Here is a 26050-nt window from a genome sequence, read left to right on the forward strand (position 1 = left end):
AAATGAATTTTGTTTCCTTCTTGTTTTGTTGAAGGTGCTATTCAGGATGATTTGGAATTACAGATAATTATTAACAATACATTAATAGCCAAAACTAATTTTGGAATAGTGTTTAGTTAGTTTTTAATTTCTAAATTTGCATAGTGTTTAAGGAATTAAAGACTTTATATTTATAAACTTTAAATAAAGAAATATGGCATTAGCAATAACAGACGCTACTTTTGAAGAAGTAGTATTGAAGTCAGACAAACCAGTTATGGTAGATTTTTGGGCAGCATGGTGTGGGCCTTGTAGAATGGTTGGGCCAATCATTGACGAACTAAGCAATGAGTACGATGGGAAAGTTGTTGTGGGGAAAGTTGATGTAGATGCAAACCAGGAATTTGCTGCTAAATACGGAGTGAGAAACATACCTACTGTATTGGTTTTTCATAACGGAGAAGTCGTAGGAAAGCAAGTAGGAGTTGCTCCTAAGCAAACTTATGCAGATAGTTTAGACGCTTTGTTGTAATCGTAAGATTATGATTTATATGAGAAAAAGGTTTGGCGTGAGTCAAGCCTTTTTTTTGTGCAGTAATGAGGATTAATTCTGAATGTTTCTAAAAGAAAAGCTAAGGCTAAAAAAATTAGTGTTCTCTGCGGTGGATTCTTTTTCTCTCCCTAAGTTTTGAGATTGATTTTTAAAAGACGAGATGATAGATGTTTTTAATTATTCGGAATCAAAAAAACAAATAAAAAAAGCGATTCATTTCTGAATCGCTTTTAACAATTTTAGCGGTCTGGACGGGACTCGAACCCGCGACCCCATGCGTGACAGGCATGTATTCTAACCAACTGAACTACCAAACCTCTGCTTTATTGCGAGTGCAAATATACAATATAATTTCTTTTAAAAACAAGCCTTCTGTTAAAAAAAAATAATTCTTTTTTTAGTGCCTCCTTAAAATCAAAAAAGCCATTCACATTTAAGTGAAAAGCTTTTCATTGGTTTAACTACTAAACCGAGATCAGCTAACTAGGCCGACCTAACAACACAACTAGCTTTAGATACCGTATAGTGGAAAAAAAAGCCTTTCTGTTACGAAAGGCTTTCCCAATATTAGCGGTCTGGACGGGACTCGAACCCGCGACCCCATGCGTGACAGGCATGTATTCTAACCAACTGAACTACCAAACCTCTGCTTTATTGCGGTGGCAAAGATACAATAGATTTCTATTTAAACAAGTCTTTTTACTAAAAATAATAATATATTTTTATGTAGTTTATCCAAACTTTTGTTTTTCAGTTAAATAAGTGAGTATGATTTTTTCAAAATCTTCTCTCACGCTTACCGGAACATACTTGATTTTGTTTTGCGCACAGCTCAATGTAAGTTTTTTGAAGTACAAAGTGGCCTGTTTTTCGTATTCTTCTTTTACATTGTCAGCAAAAACAACTATTTCTTCGCCAGTTTCTACATCAATAAATTTTCGTGGCGCATTATCAAAATCAAAACGGAGTTCTGTTTTTCCATCTACTACATGAAATAAAACTACCTTATGCTTGTTGTGTTTTAAATGTTGCAAAGCATTCAATAAACGCTCTTCTTCTCCTGTTTGAAACATATCCGTAAACAAAACAATCATAGAACGACGGTGAATCTTCTCGGCTATTTGATGTAAAAAAGTAATTGTATCGGTGCTTTTTTTAATAACGGGTTCTTGCAGTAAATTTTCCAGTGCATTCAACACCATTCGATGATGACGATCGCTGCCTTTTTCGGGCGCATAATACTCATAAGTATCCGAAAACACACTTAAGCCTACTGCATCCCTTTGTTTTTTTAAGAGATTCATCAACACGGCCGAAGCCAAAACAGAAAAGCCTATTTTGCTTTCGTAAAAATTCTGATTGGATTTTAATTTGGGATAGTGCATCGACGAAGAATTGTCGATAATGATATGACAGCGCAAATTGGTTTCCTCTTCAAACTGTTTGGTGTACAAACGATCTGTTTTTGCAAACAATTTCCAGTCGATATGCTTGGTGCTTTCGCCGGTGTTATAGACTTTATGTTCAGCAAACTCGGCCGAAAATCCATGAAACGGACTTTTATGCATTCCTGAAATAAAACCTTCGACCACTTGGTTAGCAAGTAATTCTAAATGCTGAAAACTGGCAATTTTCCCTATTTGTGATTCTATCTTCATCTCTCAAATGTATTAAATTAGGATTAAAAAATAAAAAGGTTTCTTTCTAGCTAAAAAGCAGTGTTCTGTATTCCCACACAATAGAAATGAATATTCCAAAGTAAATTATACTAAGCATAAATTGTATAAAATTGGAGGCTAAAAATCCTAAAACTGATCCGGTGGCCGCTCGTAACGCATATTGTACATTTTTAGCATCAAACACTAATTCGCCGATCAAAGCACCCAGAAACGGACCAATGATAAACCCCATAGGTATGGGAGCTAATAAGCCAACAACAAGTCCGATGTTAGTTCCCCAAATACCCGCCTTACTGCCGCCAAATCGTTCTGTTCCTTTGGAAGGCAAAATGTAATTAGCAATAGAAAAAAGAACAAGCACCAGAAAAGTACTGCTTAGAATCCAATAATTAGCAGGTACGGCAGTTGTAAAATACAATAGCACAATACCTAACCAACTAACACTAATTCCGGGTAATACGGGTAAAAAACTTCCCAGAACCCCAATGAGCATGCAAACTAAGCCAAGAATGAAAAGTACAATATCCATAAACTTTTTTATTAATTTTGAAAAATAAATTATAGAAAGTTAGCAAGATTATTGGCTTTATAAAGCATCTCAAAAAAATAATTGTATTTTTATAAAATATTAGTCGAATTCAAAAACAAAACTTTGAAGCATTATTACTTTTTTTTACTCTTCGCTATATTCAATTCCTGTCAATACTTCGAAAAGCAAGTGCCGTCAGAGAAAGAATTATTGCAAAAAGAGTTGAAAGCAATAAACTGGAAAGAGGTAGATGAATATCCTTCCTTTGTGGATTGCGACAAACTGGATGAAAAAGTCCAACGCCAACAATGTTTTTTTGATAGTTTAACCCAACTCATACAGGAAAAATTGGAGATAGACACACTTTCGGCTCTTTATCCGGAACTTGATACGATAGAAGTGAAAGTGACTGTATTCCCAAATTCTAAAATGCAGTTCGAACCCCAATTCCCTAAAGATTCTGTGGCTTATGATACCATTAAAATAGACAGTATACTGCACGCCCGATTAGTTGGATTTCCTAAAGTAAATCCGGCAATCAAACAGGGAATTCCGGTAAAAACCCAATTTATTTTACCGGTAATTATAAAGACTAACTAATTTGTAAAAGTAATTCTGGAATAGGAATAATGTATTTGGATGTCCTGATTACTTCGGGTTATATTTGTTTTCATATTTTCGGTATTTAAATTTTGAATTAGGGAATGATTTAACTGGAGTTTTTTTAGAAATGAATAAAAGATTACAACTTAAAATTATAATTAAAAAATGTGAACAAAAGTTTGGACGGGGTAGTTCAGAGAATTGGAAGCATAACGATTATATTGACTTTAGTAAATTAATTTTCGAAAAAACTAAGACAAGTATCAGTCATAATACGTTGAAACGTATTTTTGGGAAGTTAGCTACAGATGAATTTTATCTTCCGCAACAAGCTACTGTTGATGCCTTGATTGAGTATTCTGATTTTGACGTAAATGAAAGTATTAGTGAGGTATTAGATCCTGAAGTTTCAGTTGTTGAAGAGAAGGAGTTCGCTTTTAAATCAAGTACTAAAAGGAAATGCATTGCTTTTTTAGCTGTAATTATACTGTCAATTTCGGTTATAGCTTATTGGATTTATAAAAGTTCGGGTTTTAATGGTAATGAAATTAATTTAAGGCTTACTTCATTTGAGGGTAAATTGCCTAAAACCTGTTTTTTTGATGTAAATAGTACTAATATTCCGGATAGTATTTTTATAGATTTTGGAGACCGGTCTTCTTTGGTTCATTTGGGACCTAATCAAAAATCAGTCTCACATACTTATTTTTTACCAGGTGTTTTTGATGTGAGTATCACCAATAGGGTTAAAAAAAGTATCAAAGCCAAAGTTTATGTGGATACTAATAAAAAATGGTATGCTTTGGGTTTTCAAAGACAGCGTTTAATCCCTAAGAATTACTATGCCTTTTTAGCCACTAAAAATCAGGATAGTTTGTTTTATGTTCCCAATAAGGAATTACAAAAACAAGGTATAGATACCATTCAGCCTTTTTTTATCCGTGTGTGTAATTATAGCCCTATAAAACATAGTGCTGATAGTTTTGTTTTTGAAACTACTTTTAAAAAAGATACTAACGACAATGGAATAGTTTGTAACGGTTTGGTCTTTAAAATTTCGGGTTCCGATAATTATATCCGTTTCAATTTTGTTAATTCAGGTTGTAGTTCCAGAATCCAAAACGTTATTAGTGATAAAACTATTGATGGTGTTACTCAAAATTTATCACCGTTTGTAATTAATTTTGAAAAATGGAATACCATCAGACTCATCAATCAAAATAAAAAGTTGACACTATTTGTTAACGATTCTAAAATTTATGAAACTACATATAATGTTTCATTAGGTGAGTTAAGGGGACTCTTCCTGGAGTTTGAACGCAACGGATTTATCAAAAAATGTGAATTGCGTTCGTTAGAAGGGGAAATTCATTATTCTTTTTAAATGTTTTTAGTTGGTTGTTAATCAGTGTTTTTGTGCGTACATAATTTTGGACGTACTTTGATTAATGCTAAATAATGTCATAAATTCAAAGCTTTCTATATTTGATTAGTTCAAAGAAAAAGAACTGTTTTTTTAAACCAAAAAATCAAATTTATGTTGCTATGAATTTTAACCATTTAACCATTACTTTAAAAAAATCATCAATTAAGTTTACCTCAAATTCGAAAAAAATACTCTTGTTTTTTTTAATCATAGGTGGTACTCAACTATGGTCACGAACAAAAACAAACCAACCTAAACCGACTGCTTTTGAGTTAATCCAAAATGCTAATACTGCTTTGGTACAAAATAAAACTCAGACTAAAGAACCATTAAATGTACTTAAGTTTGATTTTGGTACTGGAAATTCTGAAGCGGGCTATCTTAAAGTTCTGCCGGAAACAATATATACTCCTGAAAAGGGATATGGAATTGATTTTGGAACAACTGCAACAGCTAATCAAAAAACAGGGAAACAATCTTTGACAGATGGTTATCTTACATCAGACAAGCCTTTTTATTTCTCAGTAAAACTTCCGGAAGGGAACTATCATGTTAAAGTAATATTAGGCGATGATTTGGCAGCTTCAGAAACGGTGATTAGAGCCGAGAACCGTAGAATGATGGTGAATAGATTGCAAACAGATAACGGAAAACATAAGGTTGTTGAGTTTACAATACATATTCGTGACAGTATCATTCGGGGAGGAAAATTTAAAAAAGTAAGTTTGAAACCAAGAGAAAAAGACAATTACCAATGGGATGATAAGCTTACTTTAGAATTTAATGGTTTAAGTACAAAAGTAAATGCTATCGAAATTTATCCTGAAAACAACAAAGTTACTACGGTATTTCTAACAGGGGATTCTACAGTGGTAGACCAGTCTAATGAGCCATGGGCTTCCTGGGGACAAATGATCCCTGCATTTTTTAAATCAGGCCAAGTTGCTGTAGCGAATTATGCTGAATCAGGTGAAACTTTGAGTAGTTTCATTGCTCAGCGTCGATTTGATAAAGTGTATAGTTTGTTGAAAGCCGGAGATTATGTTTTTGTAGAATTTGGCCACAATGATCAAAAGCAAAAAGGAGAAAATGATGGAGCATTTAAAAACTACAAGAAACAGCTTGAAGCTGTAATAGAGGAAATAAAGAAAAGAGGCGGAATTCCGGTTTTAGTTACTTCTGTACAACGAAGAAAATTTGATGAAAATGGTAAGATTGTTGAAACTTTAGGCGATTATCCGGAAGCAGTAAGAGTAACGGCCAAAGAACAAAATGTTCCCATGATTGATTTGAATGCCATGTCTAAAATCATGTATGAAGCCTTGGGTGAAAAAGAATCTATTAAAGCTTTCGTTCATTTTCCTGCTAATATGTTTCCCGGTAAAGACAAACCATTGGCTGATAACACGCACTTTAGACCTTATGGAGCTTATGAGATTGCTAAATTAGTTGTTAAGGGAATTAGAGATAATAATATGAAATTGGCTAATTCAATTTTAGCTAATGTGTCAGAAATAGATCCGGCTAAGCCTGGAAAATACGAGGATTTTTACTGGCCTTTAAGTCCGCTGAAAGAAGTGGTAAAACCTGATGGAAATTAATTTTTTAAAATAAAAATGATGAAAATAAGCTTTAAAAAATACAGTCTGTTATTGTTGTCCCTAAATTGTTTTTTTGCATTTGCTCAAGAAAAAGAGAACAGAACAAAATATTTTCCTCATAAAGAAGAAAAGGTTGTTACTATTCCCAATAAATCGAAGGTATGGGTTTTTATGATGGCTGGTCAATCGAATATGGAAGGACGTGGTTTAGTTGAACCTCAGGACACCATTGCCAATAATAGAATTTTAACTATAAATAGTAATAATGAATTGGTTCTTGCCAAAGAGCCAATCCATTTTAGTACTCCGGCTTACAGAGGTTTAGACTGCGGAATGTCTTTTGCAAATGAATTATTGAAAAGTATTCCAAAGGATGTAGTTATACTATTGCTGCCAACCGCAGTGGGAGGTAGTCCAATTGAGAAATGGATAAAAGATTTACCTCACAGAAAAATAAACCTGTATTCAAACTTTAAAGAAAAATTGGAATTAGGAAAACGATATGGGACTATAAAAGCAGTATTGTGGCATCAGGGAGAATCAGATGCTAATAAAGATGGAATCTCAAACCGTGACCAAAATCTAAAAATGCTGTTCGCCTCTTTCAGAAAAGACATTGGCAATGAAAAATTACCAATATTAATTGGAGAAATAGGCTCTTTTTCAAAAGAACCTGAATTGTGGGCTGAAATAAATAAAGCTAACTATAAATATATCCAAGACGACAAATATGCCGACATAGTTGAAACTGCCGATTTGAAAGACAAAGGAGATAAAGTTCATTTTGATGGTGAAAGCCAAAGAGAAATGGGCAAAAGATTTGCAGCAAAGTATATTGAAAAGTTTTATAAATAGGTTTTAAAAGAATATTATGAATCGAAAATCATTGTCACAAATTATCATCGCTTTATTTATAGTTATTGGATGTTCTGAAATACAGGCTCAAGGAGTAACAAATAAATTAACGATAGATACACAAGCTAAAACCGGATCCTTTCCATTAATCGAAAAAGGGATTGTTCCTTCGATACTTACAGATAAAGCTGATGCTGAAGTAGTTTCTATTGTTGCCAATGCTGTTGCTTCAGATTTTGGATTAATCAGTGGGCTTGCCCCGAAGGTTGTAAATGACAGAACCAACGAGGAATACCTGATAATAGCAGGGACTATCGGAAAATCGGCTGTTATTGATGAGTTAATTAAATCCGGAAAATTGGATGTTTCTGCTGTTAAAAACAAGTGGGAATCGTATACTATTACTACGATTACTACTCCTGTTGCAGGTGTAAAACAAGCTCTTGTTGTGGCAGGAAGCGACAGAAGAGGAACGGCTTATGGTTTGTTTGAAATTTCAAAACTGGCCGGTGTTTCTCCCTGGGTTTGGTGGGCTGATGTTAAACCAACGCCAAGAAAATCATTGTATGTTGTACCAGGAACACTGGTACAAAAAGAACCATCGGTAAAATACAGAGGAATCTTCATTAACGATGAAGATTGGGGATTGAATCCATGGGCAGCTAAAAATATGGATACCGATATTAAAGATATTGGTCCTAAAACCTATGCTAAAGTTTTTGAATTATTACTTCGATTGAAAGCTAATTTAATCTGGCCGGCCATGCATGATAGTACCAAAGCATTCTGGTGTTACAAACAAAATCCTGTTGTAGCTGATAAATATGCTATTGTAATGGGTTCCACCCATTGCGATATGATGTTACGCAGCAATACGTTTGAATGGCAACATAATTTCGAAAATGAATATGGTCGTAAACCGGGGGAATACCGTTATGACACTAACAAAGCCGAGGTTTATAAATACTGGGAAGACCGTGTAAATGAAGCTAAAAATTACGAAGCCATGTATACTGTGGGTATGCGTGGAGTACGTGATGGCGAAATTACAGGACCTGAAACCAAAGAGGGTAAAATAGCTTTGGTAGAAAATGTCATTGGAGACCAAAGAAACATTTTCAAAAAATATTTTGGTTCGACTACTAATGCGCTTCAGATTTTCTGTCCGTATAAAGAAGTATTGGGATTGTATACAGCCGGTTTAAAAGTGCCGGATGATGTGACTCTCGTCTGGACGGATGATAATTATGGTTATATACGTCAATTATCAAACACAGCCGAACAAAAAAGAAGCGGTTCCAGCGGAATTTATTATCACCTTTCCTATTTAGGGGGGCCACATGATTATACATGGTTATCTACTAATTCACCTTCTCTAATAGCTTATGAAATGACTAAAGCGTATCAGTTTGGGGCAGATAAATTTTGGGTTGTGAATGTGGGAGATATCAAACCTGCCGAATTAGAAACACAGTTCTTTTTAGATATGGCTTGGGATGCAAAAAAATGGACACCTGAAAATGCAACCCAATATGTACAAAGTTGGGCAGCAGAAACCTTTGGTACAGCATTTTCCGTTGAAATTGCCGCTATCAAAAACCAGTATTATCAATTGGCTCAAAGTGGAAAACCGGAACACATGGGAATGCTGCAATTTGATACAAATGCTAAAAACAAGCGATTAGCAGCTTATGCTGATTTGGTAACAAAAGTGGATAAGTTGAAAAATCGTATTCCAGATTTACTTAAAGATGCTTATTTTGAACTGATAGAATATCCTGTAAAAGGAGCGGCGTTAATGAATCAGAAATTCTTTTATGCCCAAATGAGTTTGGAAGTGGCTGAAACCAATAAAAAACTGGCTTTAGACTATTCGCAAAAAGCAAAAAATGCTTTGGAACAAATTATCAGTCTGACGCATCATTACAATAAAGAAATTCAAAATGGTAAATGGGATGGTATCATTACCCATGCTCCCAGAAATCTGGAAACCTATGCGATGCCTAAGATTGCCAATCCGGAAATCTTAAGTGATTCGTTGCGAAATCCTGCAGCATTTGATAAAAGATATATAGAAAAAGTAATTACCACAATTGAAGCGGCTAAGTCGGCTAATGTAATTTCTTTGAGTGCTTCCGATTTTAAAAGCAAACAAGATATTCCTTCCGATAAAATAATTACAGTTGATGGACTAGGTTTAAACGGAAAAAGTATTTCCCGCTATCCGTTTACCGGAAAATCATTTAAAAATGAAGAATATGCTCAAGCACCTTATGTGGAATATAAAGTGAATTTAAAAGCAGGGGAATATCAATTGTCACTTAAAAGTCTTCCAACTAAAACGATTAATAAAGAAAGAAATCTAAACCTGGCATTGGTTATCAATCAACAAGCCCCTAAATTTGTAGATGCGGATACTTCTAAAAAGGATAAAAACTGGACGATGAGTGTAGTAAGAGGATATTTTGAAAAATTAGTTCCTTTTAAAGTTGAAAAAGAAGGTGAGACTACAATTCGCATCTATTTACAGGATACAGGTTTGGCTTTAAGTCAAATTGATATTGATAAATTATAAAAAAATCTACAGAATGAAACTTAAAAACAGTTTTAAAAATGTCATTTTATTCTCTTGCTGTCTTTTTGTTTTTATGGCTTATAGCCAAAACAAACAGTCTAAATTCTGGTCGTCTTCAAAGGAGGCTTTGAAAGAAATGGAGCAAATCAGGAAATTGATAAAGGCTCCAAAGTTTAAAAACACAGAATACCTAATAACCGATTTTGGAGCTAAAGGTGATGGAGTAACTAAAAATACTGAAGCTTTTAAAAAAGCTATTGAAACTTGTAATAAAGCTGGAGGAGGAAAAGTGGTAATTCCGGTAGGTAACTTCCTTACAGGTCCTATTTATCTAAAAAGCAATGTAAACTTAGTTGTAAGTGAAGGAGCAACAATAACATTTTCTAAGGACACCAAAGATTACCCTATCGTACTCACGCGTTGGGAAGGTATGGATTGCATGAATTATTCTCCTCAGATTTATGCTTACAATGAAAAAAATATAGCCATCACAGGGAGCGGAACAATCAATGGAAATGCTGACAAGAATAACTGGTGGCCATGGAAAGGACGAGCTTCTTATGGCTGGAAAAAAGGAGATCCCAATCAATTTATAGCCAGAGATAGTCTGCATGTCTTAATGAAAGAAAAGATAGATCCAAGAAAACGAATTTTTGGTGATGGTCATTATTTAAGACCTTATATGATTCAGCCTTACAACTGCAAAAACTTTTTAATGTCAGGCGTAAAACTGATTGATTCTCCTATGTGGTTTGCAAGTCCGGTAATGTGTGAAAATGTGATTTTTGAAAAAGTACAATTCATATCTCATGGTCCCAATACTGACGGTTGTGATCCTGATGCCTGCAAAAATGTATTGATTAAAGATTGTTATTTTGATACAGGAGATGATTGTATTGCTATAAAATCAGGTCGAGATGAAGATGGAAGAGGAAACAAAAAACCAGCCGAAAATCACATCATTGAAGGCTGTACAATGAAAGATGGTCACGGCGGAATTGTAATTGGTAGTGAAATTGCCGGAGGCGCCAAAAATATTTTTGCTGTTAACTGTAAAATGGACAGTAAAAATCTGGATAGAGTACTGCGTGTTAAAACCTCATCATCAAGAGGAGGAACTATCGAGAACATTTTCTTAAAGGATATCATAGTGGGAAGTTATGGCGAATCGGCGATTCATTTCAATATGTTTTATGAAAATCCGGGAGATTTCATGCCTACTATTCGCAATATTTGGGTAGAGAACTTAAATGTCGAAAAAGGTGGTGATTATGCTATTTGGGTTAATGCCTACAAAGATTCTCCAATAGAAAATCTTAAAGTAGTTAACTGTAAATTTAATGGCATTAAAACCCCTTTAAAAATTGACCATGTAAAAAGTATGCAATTAGAAAACGTAGTTATAAACGGAGAACTTTTTAAGTACGATAACAACTCAAAAAAATAAAACTTACTTTAATATAAATTGTAATGAACCAATTATTTAAAAAAAACTATTTCAGCCTTTGCCTTATTGTAATGCTGTTTTTTACCTTGAATAGTTTTGCCCAATCCAATACAAAAAAAGAAATTCAATATCTTTCAGGTACTGATGCTACCCATACCAAAACCTGGGATTTCTTTTGTACGTCAGGACGTAATAGTGAAAAATGGACGACAATCCAAGTACCTTCAAACTGGGAACAGCAGGGATTTGGTAATTATAACTTTGGTCGTGATAATGTAAACTACGGAAAGAATTTTCAGTTTGCTGATGAAAAAGGCTTGTATAAATTGCAATTTAATGTACCCGTTGAATGGAAAAATAAAGAGGTTAATATCGTTTTTGAAGGTTCAATGACCGATACCGATGTTAAGATTAATGGGAAATTAGCAGGAACTGTTCATCAGGGAGCATTTTACCGTTTTAAATATAACATTAGTGATAAATTGCAATATGGAGCCAGTAATTTATTAGAAGTAACCGTTAGTAAAATGTCTGCTGATAAATCGATAAATGGCGCTGAACGTTTTGCTGATTATTGGATTTTTGGTGGTATTTACAGACCTGTTTATTTGGAAGCTGTTCCCAAAGAGCATATTTCATGGACTGCTATTGATGCAAAAGCCGATGGAACTTTCAATATGAATGTACACTTAAATAAAGTTGTCGATGGAGCCGAAATTGTGACCGAAATAATTGATAATAAAGGAAAAACAATTGAAACTACTGTTACAAAAACAGCAAATGATTCTGTCGTTTCTGTAAAAACAAAAGTCCAAAAACCATTGTTATGGAATGCTGAAACGCCAAATTTGTATCAGCTTAGAGTTCATCTTAAAAAAGGAAATAATACAATTTATACCACCGATGATAAATTTGGTTTTAGAACAATTGAGGTAAGAAAGCAGGATGGAATTTATATTAATGGCGTACAAGTAAAAATGAAAGGTATTAACCGCCATGTGATGTGGCCTGAATATGGACGTGCTATTTATCCAGAAGCCGATTTATTGGATGTAAAATTAATCAAGGGAATGAACATGAATGCGGTGCGCTGTTCGCATTATCCACCCGATAAAAATTTCCTTAGAGTTTGCGATTCTCTAGGACTTTATGTTATTAATGAATTAGCCGGTTGGCAAAAAGCGTATAGTACTGCAGCAGGAACACCATTAGTAAAAGAAATGGTGATTCGCGATGCCAATCATCCGTCTATTATTTTCTGGAGTAATGGAAATGAGGGGGGACATAATTTTGATTTTGATGATGATTTTGCAAAATACGATTTATCAAATAGAACCGTAATTCATGCACACCATAAACCAGGTAATGCGATTAATGGAATTGATTGCAACCATTATGAAGGTTATGAGAGTACTGCAGCATTAGTGAGCGAAAAGAGTGAAAATATTCATATGCCAACTGAATTTTTACATGCTATGCACGATGGAGGAGCTGCAGCTGCTTTAGCAGATTATTGGGAATTGCAATGGAATGGAAAACACGGTGGTGGAGGTTTTATATGGAGTTTTGCCGATGAAGGCATTATGCGCACCGATATGAACAATATGATTGATGTAAATGCTAATAATGCAGCTGACGGAGTTGTTGGTCCACATCGTCAGAAAGAAGGCAGTTATAATGCCATCAAAGAGATATATTCACCTGTTCATATCACCTTAAAAGAATTGCCTATAAATTTTAATGGAAATATTCCTGTAGAAAACCGTTACCATTTTACCAATCTTAAGGATTGTAGTTTCCGTTATGAGTTGATTAATTTTCACAGTGTCAATGATATGCAGTCGGGATATAATGTAAATCAACAAGGAACTATTAAATCGCCTAATGTTGATCCGACTGCCAAAGGTAATTTACAGCTAAGTTTGCCAAAAGACTGGATGAATAATGATGCTCTGGCAGTTACAGCCTATGATCCGGATAATAATGAAATTTACCATTGGGTTTGGAAAATAAAGACGAATAAAACTTTAACGGCATCCTTATTAACTGTTCCTGAATCTAAAATCGAAAGTATTTCAGCAAAAGAAGAAAATAATATACTTACTGTAAAAGGAGGAGAAATTGCGGTGAGTTTTGATACCAAAACCGGAATGATTTCTAAATTGGCCAATGATAAAAGTCCTGCTTTGCCTTTTGATAATGGTCCTGTTTTGGTGAGTGGAAATGCAACGGTAACCGCAGTTAAACATTTCAAAGAACAAGATACTTATGTAGTTGAATTCAGTTATAGCGGAGATCTTTCTTTTGTACGTTGGAAAATGCATGCTAATGGTTGGTTGGAAATGAACTATAAATACACGCTTAATGGTAGTTATCCTTTTGCAGGAATTAGTTTTAATTATCCACAAGGACTGGTAAATAGCGTAAAATGGTTAGGTCAGGGACCTGGCCGTGTGTGGAAAAATCGTATGCAAGGAGTTACCACAAGTGTTTATCAAAACATGAATAATAATACCGAAACGGGAAGTGCACCATGGATTTATCCTGAGTTTAAAGGTTATTATTCTGATATTGTCTGGATGGAATTCAGTACACAAATGGGACGATTTACCATTGCTTCTCCAGATAAAGATTTGTTTGTAAGATTGTTTGATTTTTACGGAATCAATGCCAATAAAAAAACACCTGTATTGCCTACAGGAGATATTTCGTTTCTGGATGCGATTCCTCCTATTGGTTCTAAAGAAGCTGTTAGTAATAATGCCGTTAAGGGACTAGGGTCATCGAGTGATTTGAATAAAATAAATGAAGCTAAAGAACGTACTATCTTTTTCTTTTTTGGAACACCAAAAGTAGATCAACAGGAAAAATCACCAAATTAGTTTTTAGGTTTTTTTAGTTCAGAAGAGGGCTTTTATAGCCCTCTTTTTTATGTTTTAAACTTTCTCCCCTTCCATTCATACTTTCCAAACACAGCATACAAAGCCACACTTAGACTGAAAAAAGGATAAAATAAGTTGCTTAAAACTAAATAGCGTATTTTGTTTTGAGTTAAAAATCGATTAGTCTTAAAAATCAAAATACTGTCGATAATAAATTTTGAAAGAGATAAAAAAAGTAGCTGGAGAAACGGAATACTCCCCATAATCCAAAACCCTAGGCTCAAAACCAAAATCAAGTTTCCTGCAAAAACTATTAATCCTAATAATTTTCCAAAACTACTTTGATACGAACTCGTTTTCGAAGCCCAACGGACTCTTTGATAAAATAAGGATTTCCAGTTGTCAACTGGTTTTGTGGTGACAATACTATTTTCTGATTTTAAATAATGTACTTTTTTGGGAAATCTTGCGATGGCTTTTTGCAACAGGAAAACATCATCGCCACTGGCAATGGTGTTATTCCCGTCAAAACCGTTTAATTCTTCAAAAAGTGATTTGGTGTAAGCTAAATTCGCACCATTGCACATAAAAGCTTTTCCAATTCCAAAACTGCCAATGGTTGCGCCTTGCAAGCTCGCCAGATCCAGTTGCTGAAAATGATGTAAAAAGGAATTGTTACATTCATAAGTCACCGCCCCGGCTAGCATAGCGACTTTATGTGTTTGAATGTAATTGTCTAAGGTTAAAAGCCAATTCTCGGGAACTACACAATCGGCATCGGTGGTGATAATCCATGTTGTTTTTATCAAAGGAATGGCGGTTGTAATGGCGTCTTTTTTGGGAGAATTTGAAACTCTAATATTATTTACAACTGTAATCTGAAATCTAAAATCTAAAATCTGAAATCTAAAATCTGACTCATCATCTACCAAAATCACTTCAAATAAATCCGCCGGATAATTCATTTTCGAAAAGCTTTCGAGAAGTACGGGTAAATTTTCAGCTTCGTTTCTAAAAGGGACAATAATTGTAAAGCTGTTTTTTGGCTTTAAGCCAATAGTGTCGTAGTTTTTTACTTTGGTAAAACCATAAATTAAAAGTAATATGCTTGCTAAATAAATGGATAATATGACGATTACAAAAAGCATTATGCAATGTTTCTGGTCTTGAAATTCAATACATAATAACTGCCAATTACCACAGGAATTACTACATTAAGAAACCACATCAGGGTAGAGATAAAAACGACAATCCATTCGTTTACGCCTAAAATCCCAAAGAAATAAATGGCTACACTACCTTTGACGGCAAAGTCCAAAAACTGAAAAGTAGGTAAGGAAGATGCCAAAAAATAGACAGAGGAAATGGCTGACATGAGTGTTAAATAAGGCAAATCAACATCAAAAGCTAAAAACAAAAAATAGTATTGATGTGAAAAAACAATATAGCGACAAATACCAAGGAGGATGTTGCGCTGGTGAATGCTTTTGGGAATTTCGTTAATCTTATGGATTAATTTTTCTATCGAATAGCCTTTTATGTTTATTTTTTTCGAAAAGAATAAAATTCCAAAAAGCAAAAAACAAATTCCAACCAGGCTTAAAACCGTTTTTGGTGTAATAACATTAAACTGTGCATTGAAATACAGCAGCCCGAAAATTCCAAATATAATGGTTAAAATCATTTGAATTCCATTGCAAATCAGGTTCAGGAAAATGACTTTTTTAGCTTCTGATTTATTAAAAAACAAAGCTTTTCCGGCGTATTCACCCACACCGTTTGGGGTAAATAATCCGGCGGTTAAAGCAGCAAGAACCTGTTTTGTTGATTGGGCTATTGTGATATTACGGATGTTTTGCACCAGATTTTGCCATTTTAAGATTTCGAAATAACGGTTTAAAACACTCAACAATAAAATAAAACTGATTCCCGAAACGGATTGGTTTTTTTGGAACAAAACAATGAATTTTTGCCAATTCAGTTTATCGTTATTCGCCAGTTGGTCGTAAATAAAATAAAAGGCAGCAGCTACAATCAGAATTTTGATTAGAAGTACGAGGAATTGCTTAGTTTTGTGAGGAATTGAAATCATGCTGCAAAGTAAAGAAAACTATTGCGAAAAAGCTATTTCACAAAGATTGGCAAAGGAAACACAAAGACCCACAGAGGAATAAAAAAACTTTGTGAATCTCTGTGGTAACTTGGCGCTACTTTGTGTAACCCAAACGAAAAATCAGTTGACAAAAGAACGCATCATATTAGGGATTGACCCGGGAACAACCATAATGGGTTTTGGTTTGATACGTGTTATCAATAAAAAAATGGAATTTGTTCAGTTAAATGAATTGCAATTATCCAAATACGATAATCATTACCAAAAGCTAAGAATCATTTTTGAGCGTACCATTGAGTTAATTGATACGCATCATCCGGACGAAATTGCCATTGAAGCTCCTTTTTTTGGTAAAAATGTTCAATCGATGTTAAAGCTTGGCCGTGCCCAGGGTGTAGCTATGGCGGCAGGTCTTTCCAGAGATATTCCAATTACAGAATACGAACCTAAGAAAATTAAAATGGCGATTACCGGTAACGGAAACGCCAGTAAAGAACAGGTTGCTAAAATGCTGCAACAGCTTTTAGGACTGAAAGAACTGCCTAAGAACCTTGATTCAACGGATGGTTTGGCTGCTGCAGTTTGTCATTTTTTTAACTCAGGAAAGGTGGTGGCAGGCAAAAGTTATTCGGGTTGGGATGCTTTTGTGAAACAAAATGAAGAAAGAGTGAAAAAGTAATGTCAGGAATCTATATACACATACCATTTTGCAAGCAGGCTTGTCATTACTGCGATTTTCATTTTTCGACTTCTATGAAGAAAAAAGATGAGATGGTTTTGGCTTTGGCCAAAGAATTGGAAATGCGTAAAAATGAGTTTGCTCAGGAAACTGTTGAAACCATTTATTTTGGAGGAGGAACGCCGAGCAGATTGCAGATTGCAGATTTGAGATTGCAGATTGTTGCGATTTATAATAATTATAAAGTAATCGAAAAACCTGAAATAACCTTAGAAGCTAACCCGGATGATTTATCGGAAGATTATTTGATTGAACTTACAAAAATAGGTGTCAATCGTCTTTCGATTGGGATTCAATCTTTTTTCGAAGATGATTTGAAAATGATGAATCGGGCACATAATTCGGCGGAAGCCAAAAAATGTCTGGAAGTAGCGACACAATATTTCGATAATATTTCACTCGATTTGATTTATGGTATTCCGGGGATGAGTGATGGACGGTGGAAACAAAATATAGAAACGGCTTTGAGTTTTGGAATTCCGCATATTTCGAGTTATGCCTTGACGGTGGAACCAAAAACAGCTTTGAATAAATTGATTCAAATGGGGAAAATTGCCGAGCCAAAAGATGAGGTGGCTTCAGGGCATTTTATGATTTTGGTCGAAATGCTTGAAGCCAATGGATTTGTTCATTACGAATTATCAAATTTTGGAAAACCCGATTATTTCTCCAAAAACAATTCGGCTTATTGGCTGGGTAAAAAATACATTGGGATTGGTCCTTCGGCACATAGTTATGATGGGATTTCCAGAAGTTGGAATGTGGCTAACAATGCACTTTATCTGAAATCCATTCAGGAAAGTAAACTTCCAAATGAAATTGAGATTCTATCCGTTGCCGATTGTTACAATGAATATATTATGACGGGTTTGCGAACTATTTGGGGTGTTTCGTTAGATAGGATTCAGACTGAATTTGGACAAAATTATTTGGATTATCTATTAAATCAGGCACAGAAATTCTTAAGCGATGATTTGCTTTTTATTGAAAACAACATCCTGAAACCAACTAAAAAAGGAAAGTTTTTAACGGATGGGATTGCATCGGATTTATTTTATTTAAATTTGGAATAATCTAACCGCTAAGGACACAAAGAAGGCTCAATGACCACAAAGCTTTGTGAACTTGGTGTAAATCTTAGTAAACTTTGCGGTTAAAAAATGTCGTTAAAATATGATTAGCGTTTCTACAGATAAAAGTAAACTTGACATTCCGTTTATTCATAATTTTCTGAAGGATATTTATTGGGCCGCACCCAGAACTATTCAAGAAGTTCAGGTTTGTATTGAGAATTCTTTTTGTTTTGGAATTTATCTTGACGGCAGACAAATAGGTTTTGCAAGAGTAATTACTGATTATGTGGTGTTTGCCTATTTGATGGATGTTTTTATTGATGAAAAATATAGAGGAAATGGCTATTCGTCTATTTTGATTGATGCCATGATGAACGAATCGGAATTAAAGGAAATTAAAATTTGGAGATTAGCAACCACAGATGCTCATTTTTTATATCAAAAATTCGGATTCAAATTATTGGCTCATCCTGAGAAATTAATGGAAAAAATAGTGTTATGAACTTAGAAACTTTTTATGAATATTGTACTTCGAAGAGAGGAGTGACCGAGCATTTTCCTTTTGACGAAGACACTTTGGTTTTCAAGGTTGGTGATAAAATATTTGCTTTATCGTCATTAAAACAATGGGAGATAGGGAGTCCATCGGTGAATTTAAAATGTAATCCTGATTTGGCTAAAGAATGGAGAGCACAGTTTGAAGGGATTCAACCCGGTTTTCACATGAATAAAAATCATTGGAATACAGTTGCGATAAATTCGGATGTTTCTGATTTATTTTTAAAAGAAATGATAGATCATTCCTATGGGTTGGTTTTTAAGGGTTTAACTAAAAAAGTGCAGCAGGAAGTTTTGCTTAGACTTAGTTAGGATTCTCTAGTTGTTTTATTTGTAGTGTTTTATGGGGGTTTTGCTAGAATTAAAAACAAAAGTGGAGAAAATTTGTTTTTTAAAATTTAATTCCTCACATTTGTAATGTAAACGTTTACATTATTCAAATTGTCAAATTTAAAAGCGGTAGCTGAACATTCTAAGGTTTCTATAGCCACAGTATCTAGAGTCATTAATAATGATCCTAAGGTAAGCAAGGATACTATGCTTAAAGTTCAGGCTTCGATTGCGGCATTGGAGTACAAACCCAATCGTGTAGCACAAAGATTAAGAAGTACCAGCAAAAAAACTAAATTACTTGGTTTAGTTATTCCCGATATTCAGAATCCTTTTTTCGTTGACGTGGTTAGAGGAGTTGAGGATTATGCCTACCAGAATAATTTTGCAGTTATGATTGGCAATTTTGGTCAGGATGAGAAAAAGGAGAAGTTATATCTGGATATTCTTCAATCTGAAAACATTGATGGTTTGATAGTAGCTCCTATACATGGAAAAGATAAGGGAATTGAAAACTTAGTTAAAAAGAATATTCCGGTTGTTTGTATAGATAGAGGTTTGACAGATATTGATGTTGATGTGGTGAAGGTGGATAATGAACAGGGTGCTTTTAATGCAATTGATCATTTGTTAAGTATCGGTCACAAAAAGATTGCATTTATTTCGGGTAATTTCAGAATCCCAACCTATATTGAACGTTTGGCTGGTTATAAAAGAGCCTTAAGCGAGTACGGAGTTCCTTTTGATGAGAATCTGATTTTTGCGAGAGATACCGATTACAAGAGTGGATTTGAAATAGCTAATAAAATTTTAGAATTAAAAGAACGTCCAACAGCGATATTTTCAGGGAATAATCTGTTGACTTTAGGTGCTCTCGAGGCTATACATGCTAAAGGGATTAAGATTCCGGAGGAAATTTCGATTATAGGTTTTGATGATATGCCATGGTCTATTTCGTTAAATCCGCCATTAAGTGCTGTTCGTCAGCCTGGTTTTGATATGGGAAGAAAAGCAGCAGAGATGTTGTATGAAAGGATTTTAAATCCTGGCAGTAAAAAAGAAAAAGTTATTTTGAAAACAGAGTTAATGCTGAGGAAATCTACTGCTCGTTTAGAGTAGTTTTTTTATGTTTAAAAATGTAAACGTTTACATTTTTAAACATAAAGTTTTTTTGGGGTTATTTTTCTGTATTAGAGTGGTTTATATAAAAAGGAAAAAATGAAAGAAATTATAATTTTAAATCCTAATCGTGTTGTTTTCGGGGAGGGAAGTATGCAACGATTTGTTGGTGATTTTGTCGAGAAAGGTTTTAAACGAATGTTTTTGTTGAGCATTGTTGAACTTCGCAATGTTTTAGAACCTTTTTTAGAAGAATTAAAATCACAGGGAATTGAAATTTTTACAGATGAATCTATAGTGGGAGAACCTACTTTTGATGATTTTAGTCAGGTTTTGCTGAAAGCTCAAAATTTTGAAGCCGATAGTGTTGTAGGTATTGGTGGCGGAAGCGTTCTGGATGTTGCCAAACTGATTGCCGCTCAGTTAAAAAACACCCAAACCTTAGATGAAATAAAAGGAATTGGGAATCTAAAAGAAAGACAGATTTATGTAGCTTGTATTCCTACTACTTCCGGAACAGGAAGTGAGGTTTCGCCCAATGCTATTTTTGTTAATGAATTAGGAGAAAAAGTAGGGATTATTAGTCCGTATTTAGTTCCGGATGCAGCCTATATTGATCCTATATTGTCAGTTTCTTTGCCTAAAAGTGTTACCGCTGCAACAGGAATCGATGCTTTGACCCATTGTTTAGAAGCTTATACTAATAAATTTGCCCATCCATTTGTGGATTTATATGCTCTGGAAGGAGTTCGACTTATTGCAAAATACTTAAAAAGAGCCTGTGATGATGGTGCTGATATAGAAGCCAGAAGTCAGGTAGCATTGGGGAGTATGTATGGAGGGATGTGTTTGGGTCCGGTAAATACAGCTGCAGTTCATGCCTTGTCTTATCCTTTGGGAGTAGAGTATCATATTCCTCATGGTCTGTCGAATGCCTTGTTATTACCTTATGTAATGGAATACAATATTGAGGCTGATGCTACTAAATATGAAAGAATAGCTGCTGTTTTAGGTGCAGAAAAGAAAGCTACTTCGAAAGAAACCGCTTTAGAAGGAGTTAAAATTATGAAACAATTGATAGTAGATTGTGGATTACCAATAACTTTGAAACAAGCAGGTGTAAAACAGGAATCGATCCCTTTGTTAGCCGAAGGAGCAGTTAAAGTGCAACGTTTGTTGAAAAATAATATCAGAGAAATTGCTGTAGATGATGCGGTTGCGATTTATAAAGCCGCTTTTTAGTTATATAAAGATGAAAAATAGTAAAAAATATAATGGAGTAGTAGTGCCGATGGTAACGCCATTTAATTCCGATATGAATATCGATTTAGATGCGGTAACTGTATTGGTTAATCATCTTATTGATGGAGGATGTCATCCGTTTGTACTGGGAACTACCGGAGAATCGAGTTCAATTTCTTTCGAAAGTAAAGTGGCTTTAGTTAAGAAAACCGTTGAGGTAGCTAAAGGAAAAGCTACGGTTTATGCCGGAATTTCGGGGAATTGTTTTCAGGAATCTTTAGATCAGGCTAAGGTTTATACTGATTTGGGGGTGGATGTTCTGGTGGCGCATGTTCCTTATTATTATCCGTTGAATCAAAATCACATTTTGAATTATTTTAACCAATTAGCATCGGCAGTTGCATTGCCATTAATTGTTTATAATATGCCAATGACAACTAATATGTCTATTGATTTAGAAACGGCAGAGGAGTTGAGTAAACATCCTAACATTGTTGGTTACAAAGAATCAGAACGAGGTGAAGAACGTATGGCTAAAGCCATTGGGCTTTGGAAAGACAGAGCTGATTTCTCTTATTTATTGGGTTGGGCTGCTAAATCTTATGAGGCTATGTTGCTGGGAGCTGACGGTTTAGTACCAAGTACCGGAAATTTAACTCCACAATTGTATAGTACTATTTATGAAAGTGTGCTTTCCGGAAATAATGAATCAGCACAAAAAGCTCAGGAAAAAAGCGATGCGATTTCTAAAGTATATCAGGAAAATCAAATCTTGGTTAATGCTATTCCGATTTTGAAATTTTTATTGGCAAAATATAATTTATGTACAAAAGCTGTTTTATTGCCAATGATTGCTCTAAATGAGGCTGACGAAAAGATAGCAACAGAAAAAATAAAAAACTACGGAACCGATTTAAAAAGCTTAAACAGCATTGAATAATGGAGAATAGAAAGCCAATATTAGGGATAACAATGGGAGATCCCGCAAGTATAGGACCTGAAGTAGCTGTAAAAGCATTATTAGATCCAAAGGTGTATGAAGTATGTCAGCCTGTTTTAGTAGGGGAAGCTGATGTTTTTGAACAGGCAATTCAGTTTTGCGGATTGGATTTAAAAGTAAACAGAATTTCAAAAATTGCTGATGCCAAATTTGAAAAAGGTACAGCAGATGTTTTTGATTTGAATTACATGAATATCGCCGATTTAAAGATGGGCGAAATCACAGCCGAAGCGGGTGATGTATCTTTTAGGACGGTAGTTCGAAATATCGAATTGGCTCTGGCAGGAGAAATCGACGGAACGGTTACAGGACCTATTAATAAAGAATCTATTCAAAAAGCAGGACATCTTTTTGCCGGTCATACCGAAATATATGCTCATTATACTGATACCAAAAAATACGGAATGTTATTGGTGGAAGAAAATTTAAGAGTAGTGCATGTTTCAACGCACGTTTCTTTGAGACAAGCCTGTGATTTGGTTAAAAAGGACAGAATTCTGGAATGTATTTCTCTTATAAATGATGCCTGTAAAAAACTGGGTGTTCTTAATCCTAAAATTGGTGTGGCAGGGTTAAATCCGCATGCCAGTGATGGCGGACTTTTTGGTTACGAAGAAGAGCAGGAAATACTTCCGGCAGTTCAGGAAGCATTAAAAAGAGGTTATAATGTTGAAGGGCCAATTCCTGCCGATACTTTATTTCCAAAAGCAATTGGAGGAGTATATGATGGTTGTGTGGCTATGTACCATGATCAGGGACATATTCCTTTTAAAACAGTAGGATTTAATTGGGATCAGTCTAAAGGACAAATGAAAAGCGTAAGAGGAGTAAACATTACCTTGGGATTACCTATTATCAGAACTTCGGTTGACCACGGAACCGCAATGGAAATTGCAGGAAGAGGAATTGCCAGCCCGGATGCTATGGTGCTAGCTATAGAATATGCGGCTAAACTACATAAAAATAAACAAGACAATCAATAGAGAGGGAGATGATAGCGGTTATATCAGATGATTTTACAGGTGCTGCCGAAATTGGCGGAATTGCGCTTCGCAACGGATTTACTGTTACGATAGACACTAGCGTAAATACAAATTACAACTGTGATGTTTTGGTAATCGCAACAAATACCAGATCTCTCTGTAAGATTGAGGCACAAAAACAAATTAAAAAAGTTACAGAAGAATTACTTAAATTACATCCCGATTTTATTTACAAAAAAACTGATTCGCTACTTCGTGGAAAAATTGGAGATGAATTAGAGGTGCAATTAGCAGTTTCGGGCAAGAAAAAGGTTTTGCTTGTTCCTGCTAATCCGGCGATGAACCGAACTATTGTTGATGGTATCTATTATGTGAATAAAATCCCTTTGATGGAATCTGATTTTTTTGGAGACGAATTTGAAAAAGGAACTACTTCTAATGTTTTGGATTTAATTGGAGTAGATTACAAAGCACAATCTTTTTCTGTTTCTTTGGGACAAAAAATGCCTTATGAGGGTTTTATTATTGGTAACACCCCCACAAGTGAAGATTTGATGAGTTGGGCTAATGTAATTGATGATACAATGTTGCCTGCGGGGGGAGCGAGTTTTTTCAATGCTATTTTGAGAAAAATAAAAAAAGAAAAAACCACAGCAGTCAAAACTATGTCTTTTGGTAAAAAAGCGCTGTATGTATGTGGAAGTAATTATGAGCCAAGCAGGGAAGTGGTTCGAAAAGCAAAACAAGCCGGAGGAGCTGTTTTGTATATGCCTGAAAACATTTTATGTGTTGGGGATTATAAGGAAATGATTGAAAATTGGGGAGATGCAATTATTGATGCTATTGAAAAAAATGACAAAGTAATTATTGCTATTGATACACTTGAATGCGATGGAGTTACTGATGTTCCTTGTAAAATAAAAGAAATATTAGCTTCAGTAGTAAAAAAAGTACTCTCAAGGGTAACTTTGGAAGAATTATTGATAGAAGGTGGTGCTACTGCCTATTCTATTATTGAACATTTAGAATATAAAAAGTTTTACCCTGAACAAGAATTAGCACAAGGGGTAATAAGAATGAAAATAGAGCAAGTAAAAGAAATGTATTTAACCCTAAAACCAGGAAGTTATCAGTGGACTGAGTCTGTCTGGAAATTTTAATCTTTTTAACTTATGAATGAATCCTCCTTACATTTTATTGATTATTTTATTATTGTTTTATCACTTATTATTACTTTTTGGTTTGGTGTCCGATTTTCTAAGAAAAACACTAATACCGAGCAATATTTTGCAGCAGGAGGAAATATTCCTGCCTGGGCAGTTGGGATGTCAATATTTGCAACATTAATTAGTAGTGTAACATTTTTGGCTTATCCTGGAGAAGGCTATAAGTCAAATTGGATTCTTCTTATTCAGGGATTTATGGTTCCGGTTGTTCTTCTTTTTTCCATACGATTTATTGTGCCTTTGTATCGCAATGTCATTGGATTAAGTGCCTATGAATATTTTGAAAAACGGTTCGGCTATCTTGCCAGAGTCTATGGCTCGCTGGGATTTATTTTTGCTCATTTTTCTAAAATGGGTTCGGTGTTGTTTCTTCTGGCTTTAGCCTTGTCTTCAATGACCGGTGTTAATACTTTGTCGATAATCTGGATAATAGGAATTGCAATTGTTTTTATTACGCTTTTTGGCGGAATGGAAGCGGTAATTTGGTTAGATGTAATTCAGGGGTTCTTGTTGATTTTAGGAGGTATTGTTGCCATAGTAGTTATTCTTTTAAAAACAGATGGCGGATTTGGTGCTATTGTCAATTATGCGGTAGATCATGATAAAATAGGTTTTGGACCTTATGATTTTGACTTTGTTAATCTTACATTTTGGGTTATGGTTATCAATGGTACTTTTTATGCTATTCAAAAATATGGCGCCGATCAGACTATTGTACAACGTTATCTTACCGCAAAATCAGATAAAGATGCTATAAAAGCGGCAGTTTTAGGAATTGGGATTACAGTACCGGTTTGGATTGCTTTTATGTTTATAGGAACAGCTTTGTTCTCTTTTTACGGTTTAAATCCGGTAGAATTACCTCAGGGAATTAAATCAGATGCGGTTTTTCCTCATTTTATAACTACCCAATTACCACCGGGATTAATAGGTTTGATTTTATCGGCATTGATAGCAGCGGCAATTTCCAGTTTGGATGCCGATTTGAACTGTCTGGCAGCTGTAGGTGTAGATGATTATTATAAACGATTGTATCCTAACAGTTCAGGGATGGATCAGCTTCGAATGGGGAAAATTCTGGTAGTTGTTGCTGGATTAGCTGCTATTTTAGTAGCCAGTTTTTATGTTTTTGCTGGTGAAAACGATGGGATTTTATCAACAGTTTTTATGTTGTATGCTATTTTTTCGGGAGGAATTGCAGGGATGCTGTTGTTAGGGCTTTTTGTAAACAGAGCTAACAGAAAAGGTTTGAATGTTGGGATTGTTGCCTGTATTTTGTTTACGGGATTTGCCTTATTAACTTCAACTTCAACAGGCAATGGTGCAAACAGGCATCTCTTGCTGGATATGGGGATTTATAATTACACCCAACATAAATATATGTTAGGGGTTTACAGTCATTTAGTATTGTTTAGCGTGGGCTGGATAGCGAGTTATTTCTTTCCAAAGACTGAGGTGCCTAATAATTTGACGTATTACGGTTATTTAGAGAAAAAGCGAAAAGGATTAATCTAAAAAAGAATAATCAATAGTAAAAA

General features: G+C 34.8%; 22 protein-coding genes and 2 tRNA genes. 18 read left to right on the top strand and 6 right to left on the bottom strand.

Features of this window, described 5'->3' with window-relative positions:
• Positions 1–193 precede the first annotated feature (193 nt).
• Positions 194–511: a thioredoxin gene (gene trxA / locus FDM27_RS00105; protein WP_071184740.1), complete on the top strand. Its 318-nt coding sequence runs from the start codon at positions 194–196 to the stop codon at positions 509–511.
• Between the two features lie 264 nt (positions 512–775).
• Here trxA and FDM27_RS00110 read toward each other — a convergent pair.
• The 4 genes from FDM27_RS00110 to FDM27_RS00125 all read right to left on the bottom strand — a co-directional run bounded on the left by FDM27_RS00110 (position 776) and on the right by FDM27_RS00125 (position 2740).
• A tRNA-Asp gene (locus FDM27_RS00110) sits at positions 776–849 on the bottom strand.
• A 254-nt stretch (positions 850–1103) separates the two neighbouring features.
• Positions 1104–1177, bottom strand: a tRNA-Asp gene (locus FDM27_RS00115).
• An 86-nt stretch (positions 1178–1263) separates the two neighbouring features.
• A complete protein-coding gene (locus FDM27_RS00120; protein ID WP_140484726.1) occupies positions 1264–2190 on the bottom strand; it encodes a DUF58 domain-containing protein in 927 nt (308 codons plus the stop codon).
• A 46-nt stretch (positions 2191–2236) separates the two neighbouring features.
• Positions 2237–2740 carry a DUF456 domain-containing protein gene (locus FDM27_RS00125; protein WP_140484727.1) on the bottom strand — a complete coding sequence of 168 codons (504 nt, stop codon included), beginning with the start codon at positions 2738–2740 and terminating at the stop codon, positions 2237–2239.
• 123 nt (positions 2741–2863) lie between these two features.
• Here FDM27_RS00125 and FDM27_RS00130 point away from each other — a divergent pair, with 123 nt between their 5' ends.
• The 7 genes from FDM27_RS00130 to FDM27_RS00160 all read left to right on the top strand — a co-directional run bounded on the left by FDM27_RS00130 (position 2864) and on the right by FDM27_RS00160 (position 14129).
• The gene (locus FDM27_RS00130) at positions 2864–3340 is read left to right on the top strand and encodes a hypothetical protein (RefSeq protein ID WP_140484728.1); all 477 of its coding nucleotides are present in this window, start codon (positions 2864–2866) and stop codon (positions 3338–3340) included.
• A gap of 130 nt (positions 3341–3470) precedes the next feature.
• Entirely contained in the window at positions 3471–4727 is a 1257-nt protein-coding gene (locus tag FDM27_RS00135; protein ID WP_140484729.1) for a PKD domain-containing protein, read from the top strand.
• A gap of 161 nt (positions 4728–4888) precedes the next feature.
• On the top strand, positions 4889–6370 hold the full coding sequence (locus FDM27_RS00140; protein ID WP_140484730.1) for a rhamnogalacturonan acetylesterase: 1482 nt from the start codon (positions 4889–4891) through the stop codon (positions 6368–6370).
• Between the two features lie 15 nt (positions 6371–6385).
• Positions 6386–7225, top strand: a complete 840-nt coding sequence (locus tag FDM27_RS00145) for a sialate O-acetylesterase (protein ID WP_140484731.1) — start codon at positions 6386–6388, stop codon at positions 7223–7225.
• 16 nt (positions 7226–7241) lie between these two features.
• Entirely contained in the window at positions 7242–9800 is a 2559-nt protein-coding gene (locus tag FDM27_RS00150; RefSeq protein WP_140484732.1) for a glycosyl hydrolase 115 family protein, read from the top strand.
• 13 nt (positions 9801–9813) lie between these two features.
• Positions 9814–11247, top strand: coding sequence for a glycoside hydrolase family 28 protein (locus FDM27_RS00155; RefSeq protein ID WP_140484733.1), 1434 nt, complete (start codon positions 9814–9816; stop codon positions 11245–11247).
• Positions 11248–11270: 23 nt separating this feature from the next.
• Positions 11271–14129: a glycoside hydrolase family 2 protein gene (locus FDM27_RS00160; RefSeq protein ID WP_219846389.1), complete on the top strand. Its 2859-nt coding sequence runs from the start codon at positions 11271–11273 to the stop codon at positions 14127–14129.
• 47 nt (positions 14130–14176) lie between these two features.
• On the opposite strand, the gene FDM27_RS00165 is transcribed toward FDM27_RS00160, so the two are convergent.
• A complete protein-coding gene (locus FDM27_RS00165; RefSeq protein ID WP_140484734.1) occupies positions 14177–15277 on the bottom strand; it encodes a glycosyltransferase family 2 protein in 1101 nt (366 codons plus the stop codon).
• Complete coding sequence (locus FDM27_RS00170) at positions 15277–16221, bottom strand: hypothetical protein (RefSeq protein ID WP_140484735.1); 945 nt, start codon at positions 16219–16221, stop codon at positions 15277–15279. Before FDM27_RS00170 ends, FDM27_RS00165 begins: the two co-directional genes overlap by 1 nt.
• 145 nt (positions 16222–16366) lie before the next feature.
• Here FDM27_RS00170 and ruvC point away from each other — a divergent pair, with 145 nt between their 5' ends.
• The 10 genes from ruvC to FDM27_RS00220 all read left to right on the top strand — a co-directional run bounded on the left by ruvC (position 16367) and on the right by FDM27_RS00220 (position 26027).
• The gene (ruvC, locus tag FDM27_RS00175) at positions 16367–16921 is read left to right on the top strand and encodes a crossover junction endodeoxyribonuclease RuvC (protein ID WP_140484736.1); all 555 of its coding nucleotides are present in this window, start codon (positions 16367–16369) and stop codon (positions 16919–16921) included.
• On the top strand, positions 16921–18054 hold the full coding sequence (hemW, locus tag FDM27_RS00180; RefSeq protein WP_140484737.1) for a radical SAM family heme chaperone HemW: 1134 nt from the start codon (positions 16921–16923) through the stop codon (positions 18052–18054). Before ruvC ends, hemW begins: the two co-directional genes overlap by 1 nt.
• 100 nt (positions 18055–18154) lie before the next feature.
• Positions 18155–18556, top strand: coding sequence for a GNAT family N-acetyltransferase (locus tag FDM27_RS00185; RefSeq protein WP_140484738.1), 402 nt, complete (start codon positions 18155–18157; stop codon positions 18554–18556).
• Complete coding sequence (locus tag FDM27_RS00190) at positions 18553–18924, top strand: MmcQ/YjbR family DNA-binding protein (RefSeq protein WP_140484739.1); 372 nt, start codon at positions 18553–18555, stop codon at positions 18922–18924. The genes FDM27_RS00185 and FDM27_RS00190 overlap by 4 nt, the downstream gene beginning before the upstream one ends.
• Before the next feature lie 129 nt (positions 18925–19053).
• Positions 19054–20061, top strand: a complete 1008-nt coding sequence (locus FDM27_RS00195; protein WP_140484740.1) for a LacI family DNA-binding transcriptional regulator — start codon at positions 19054–19056, stop codon at positions 20059–20061.
• 99 nt (positions 20062–20160) lie between these two features.
• Positions 20161–21303, top strand: coding sequence for an iron-containing alcohol dehydrogenase (locus FDM27_RS00200; RefSeq protein WP_140484741.1), 1143 nt, complete (start codon positions 20161–20163; stop codon positions 21301–21303).
• A 10-nt stretch (positions 21304–21313) separates the two neighbouring features.
• Positions 21314–22243, top strand: coding sequence for a dihydrodipicolinate synthase family protein (locus FDM27_RS00205; RefSeq protein ID WP_181161611.1), 930 nt, complete (start codon positions 21314–21316; stop codon positions 22241–22243).
• The gene (pdxA, locus tag FDM27_RS00210) at positions 22243–23286 is read left to right on the top strand and encodes a 4-hydroxythreonine-4-phosphate dehydrogenase PdxA (protein ID WP_071184751.1); all 1044 of its coding nucleotides are present in this window, start codon (positions 22243–22245) and stop codon (positions 23284–23286) included. Before FDM27_RS00205 ends, pdxA begins: the two co-directional genes overlap by 1 nt.
• 8 nt (positions 23287–23294) lie before the next feature.
• Positions 23295–24446, top strand: a complete 1152-nt coding sequence (locus FDM27_RS00215; protein ID WP_071184752.1) for a four-carbon acid sugar kinase family protein — start codon at positions 23295–23297, stop codon at positions 24444–24446.
• A 12-nt stretch (positions 24447–24458) separates the two neighbouring features.
• Positions 24459–26027, top strand: a complete 1569-nt coding sequence (locus FDM27_RS00220; protein WP_071184753.1) for a sodium:solute symporter — start codon at positions 24459–24461, stop codon at positions 26025–26027.
• Positions 26028–26050 lie beyond the last annotated feature (23 nt).

The organism is Flavobacterium sp. GSA192 (assembly GCF_006386525.1).
Taxonomy (GTDB): domain Bacteria; phylum Bacteroidota; class Bacteroidia; order Flavobacteriales; family Flavobacteriaceae; genus Flavobacterium; species Flavobacterium commune.

What these genes read in the sequence shown, in the direction of transcription:
- trxA (WP_071184740.1), top strand. Translation starts at nt 194, where the DNA reads ATGGCATTAGCAATAACAGACGCTACTTTTGAAGAAGTAGTATTGAAG.
- FDM27_RS00120 (WP_140484726.1), bottom strand. Translation starts at nt 2,190, where the DNA reads ATGAAGATAGAATCACAAATAGGGAAAATTGCCAGTTTTCAGCATTTA.
- FDM27_RS00125 (WP_140484727.1), bottom strand. Translation starts at nt 2,740, where the DNA reads ATGGATATTGTACTTTTCATTCTTGGCTTAGTTTGCATGCTCATTGGG.
- FDM27_RS00135 (WP_140484729.1), top strand. Translation starts at nt 3,471, where the DNA reads ATGAATAAAAGATTACAACTTAAAATTATAATTAAAAAATGTGAACAA.
- FDM27_RS00140 (WP_140484730.1), top strand. Translation starts at nt 4,889, where the DNA reads ATGAATTTTAACCATTTAACCATTACTTTAAAAAAATCATCAATTAAG.
- FDM27_RS00145 (WP_140484731.1), top strand. Translation starts at nt 6,386, where the DNA reads ATGATGAAAATAAGCTTTAAAAAATACAGTCTGTTATTGTTGTCCCTA.
- FDM27_RS00150 (WP_140484732.1), top strand. Translation starts at nt 7,242, where the DNA reads ATGAATCGAAAATCATTGTCACAAATTATCATCGCTTTATTTATAGTT.
- FDM27_RS00155 (WP_140484733.1), top strand. Translation starts at nt 9,814, where the DNA reads ATGAAACTTAAAAACAGTTTTAAAAATGTCATTTTATTCTCTTGCTGT.
- FDM27_RS00160 (WP_219846389.1), top strand. Translation starts at nt 11,271, where the DNA reads ATGAACCAATTATTTAAAAAAAACTATTTCAGCCTTTGCCTTATTGTA.
- FDM27_RS00165 (WP_140484734.1), bottom strand. Translation starts at nt 15,277, where the DNA reads ATGCTTTTTGTAATCGTCATATTATCCATTTATTTAGCAAGCATATTA.
- FDM27_RS00170 (WP_140484735.1), bottom strand. Translation starts at nt 16,221, where the DNA reads ATGATTTCAATTCCTCACAAAACTAAGCAATTCCTCGTACTTCTAATC.
- hemW (WP_140484737.1), top strand. Translation starts at nt 16,921, where the DNA reads ATGTCAGGAATCTATATACACATACCATTTTGCAAGCAGGCTTGTCAT.
- FDM27_RS00185 (WP_140484738.1), top strand. Translation starts at nt 18,155, where the DNA reads ATGATTAGCGTTTCTACAGATAAAAGTAAACTTGACATTCCGTTTATT.
- FDM27_RS00190 (WP_140484739.1), top strand. Translation starts at nt 18,553, where the DNA reads ATGAACTTAGAAACTTTTTATGAATATTGTACTTCGAAGAGAGGAGTG.
- FDM27_RS00200 (WP_140484741.1), top strand. Translation starts at nt 20,161, where the DNA reads ATGAAAGAAATTATAATTTTAAATCCTAATCGTGTTGTTTTCGGGGAG.
- FDM27_RS00205 (WP_181161611.1), top strand. Translation starts at nt 21,314, where the DNA reads ATGAAAAATAGTAAAAAATATAATGGAGTAGTAGTGCCGATGGTAACG.
- pdxA (WP_071184751.1), top strand. Translation starts at nt 22,243, where the DNA reads ATGGAGAATAGAAAGCCAATATTAGGGATAACAATGGGAGATCCCGCA.
- FDM27_RS00215 (WP_071184752.1), top strand. Translation starts at nt 23,295, where the DNA reads ATGATAGCGGTTATATCAGATGATTTTACAGGTGCTGCCGAAATTGGC.
- FDM27_RS00220 (WP_071184753.1), top strand. Translation starts at nt 24,459, where the DNA reads ATGAATGAATCCTCCTTACATTTTATTGATTATTTTATTATTGTTTTA.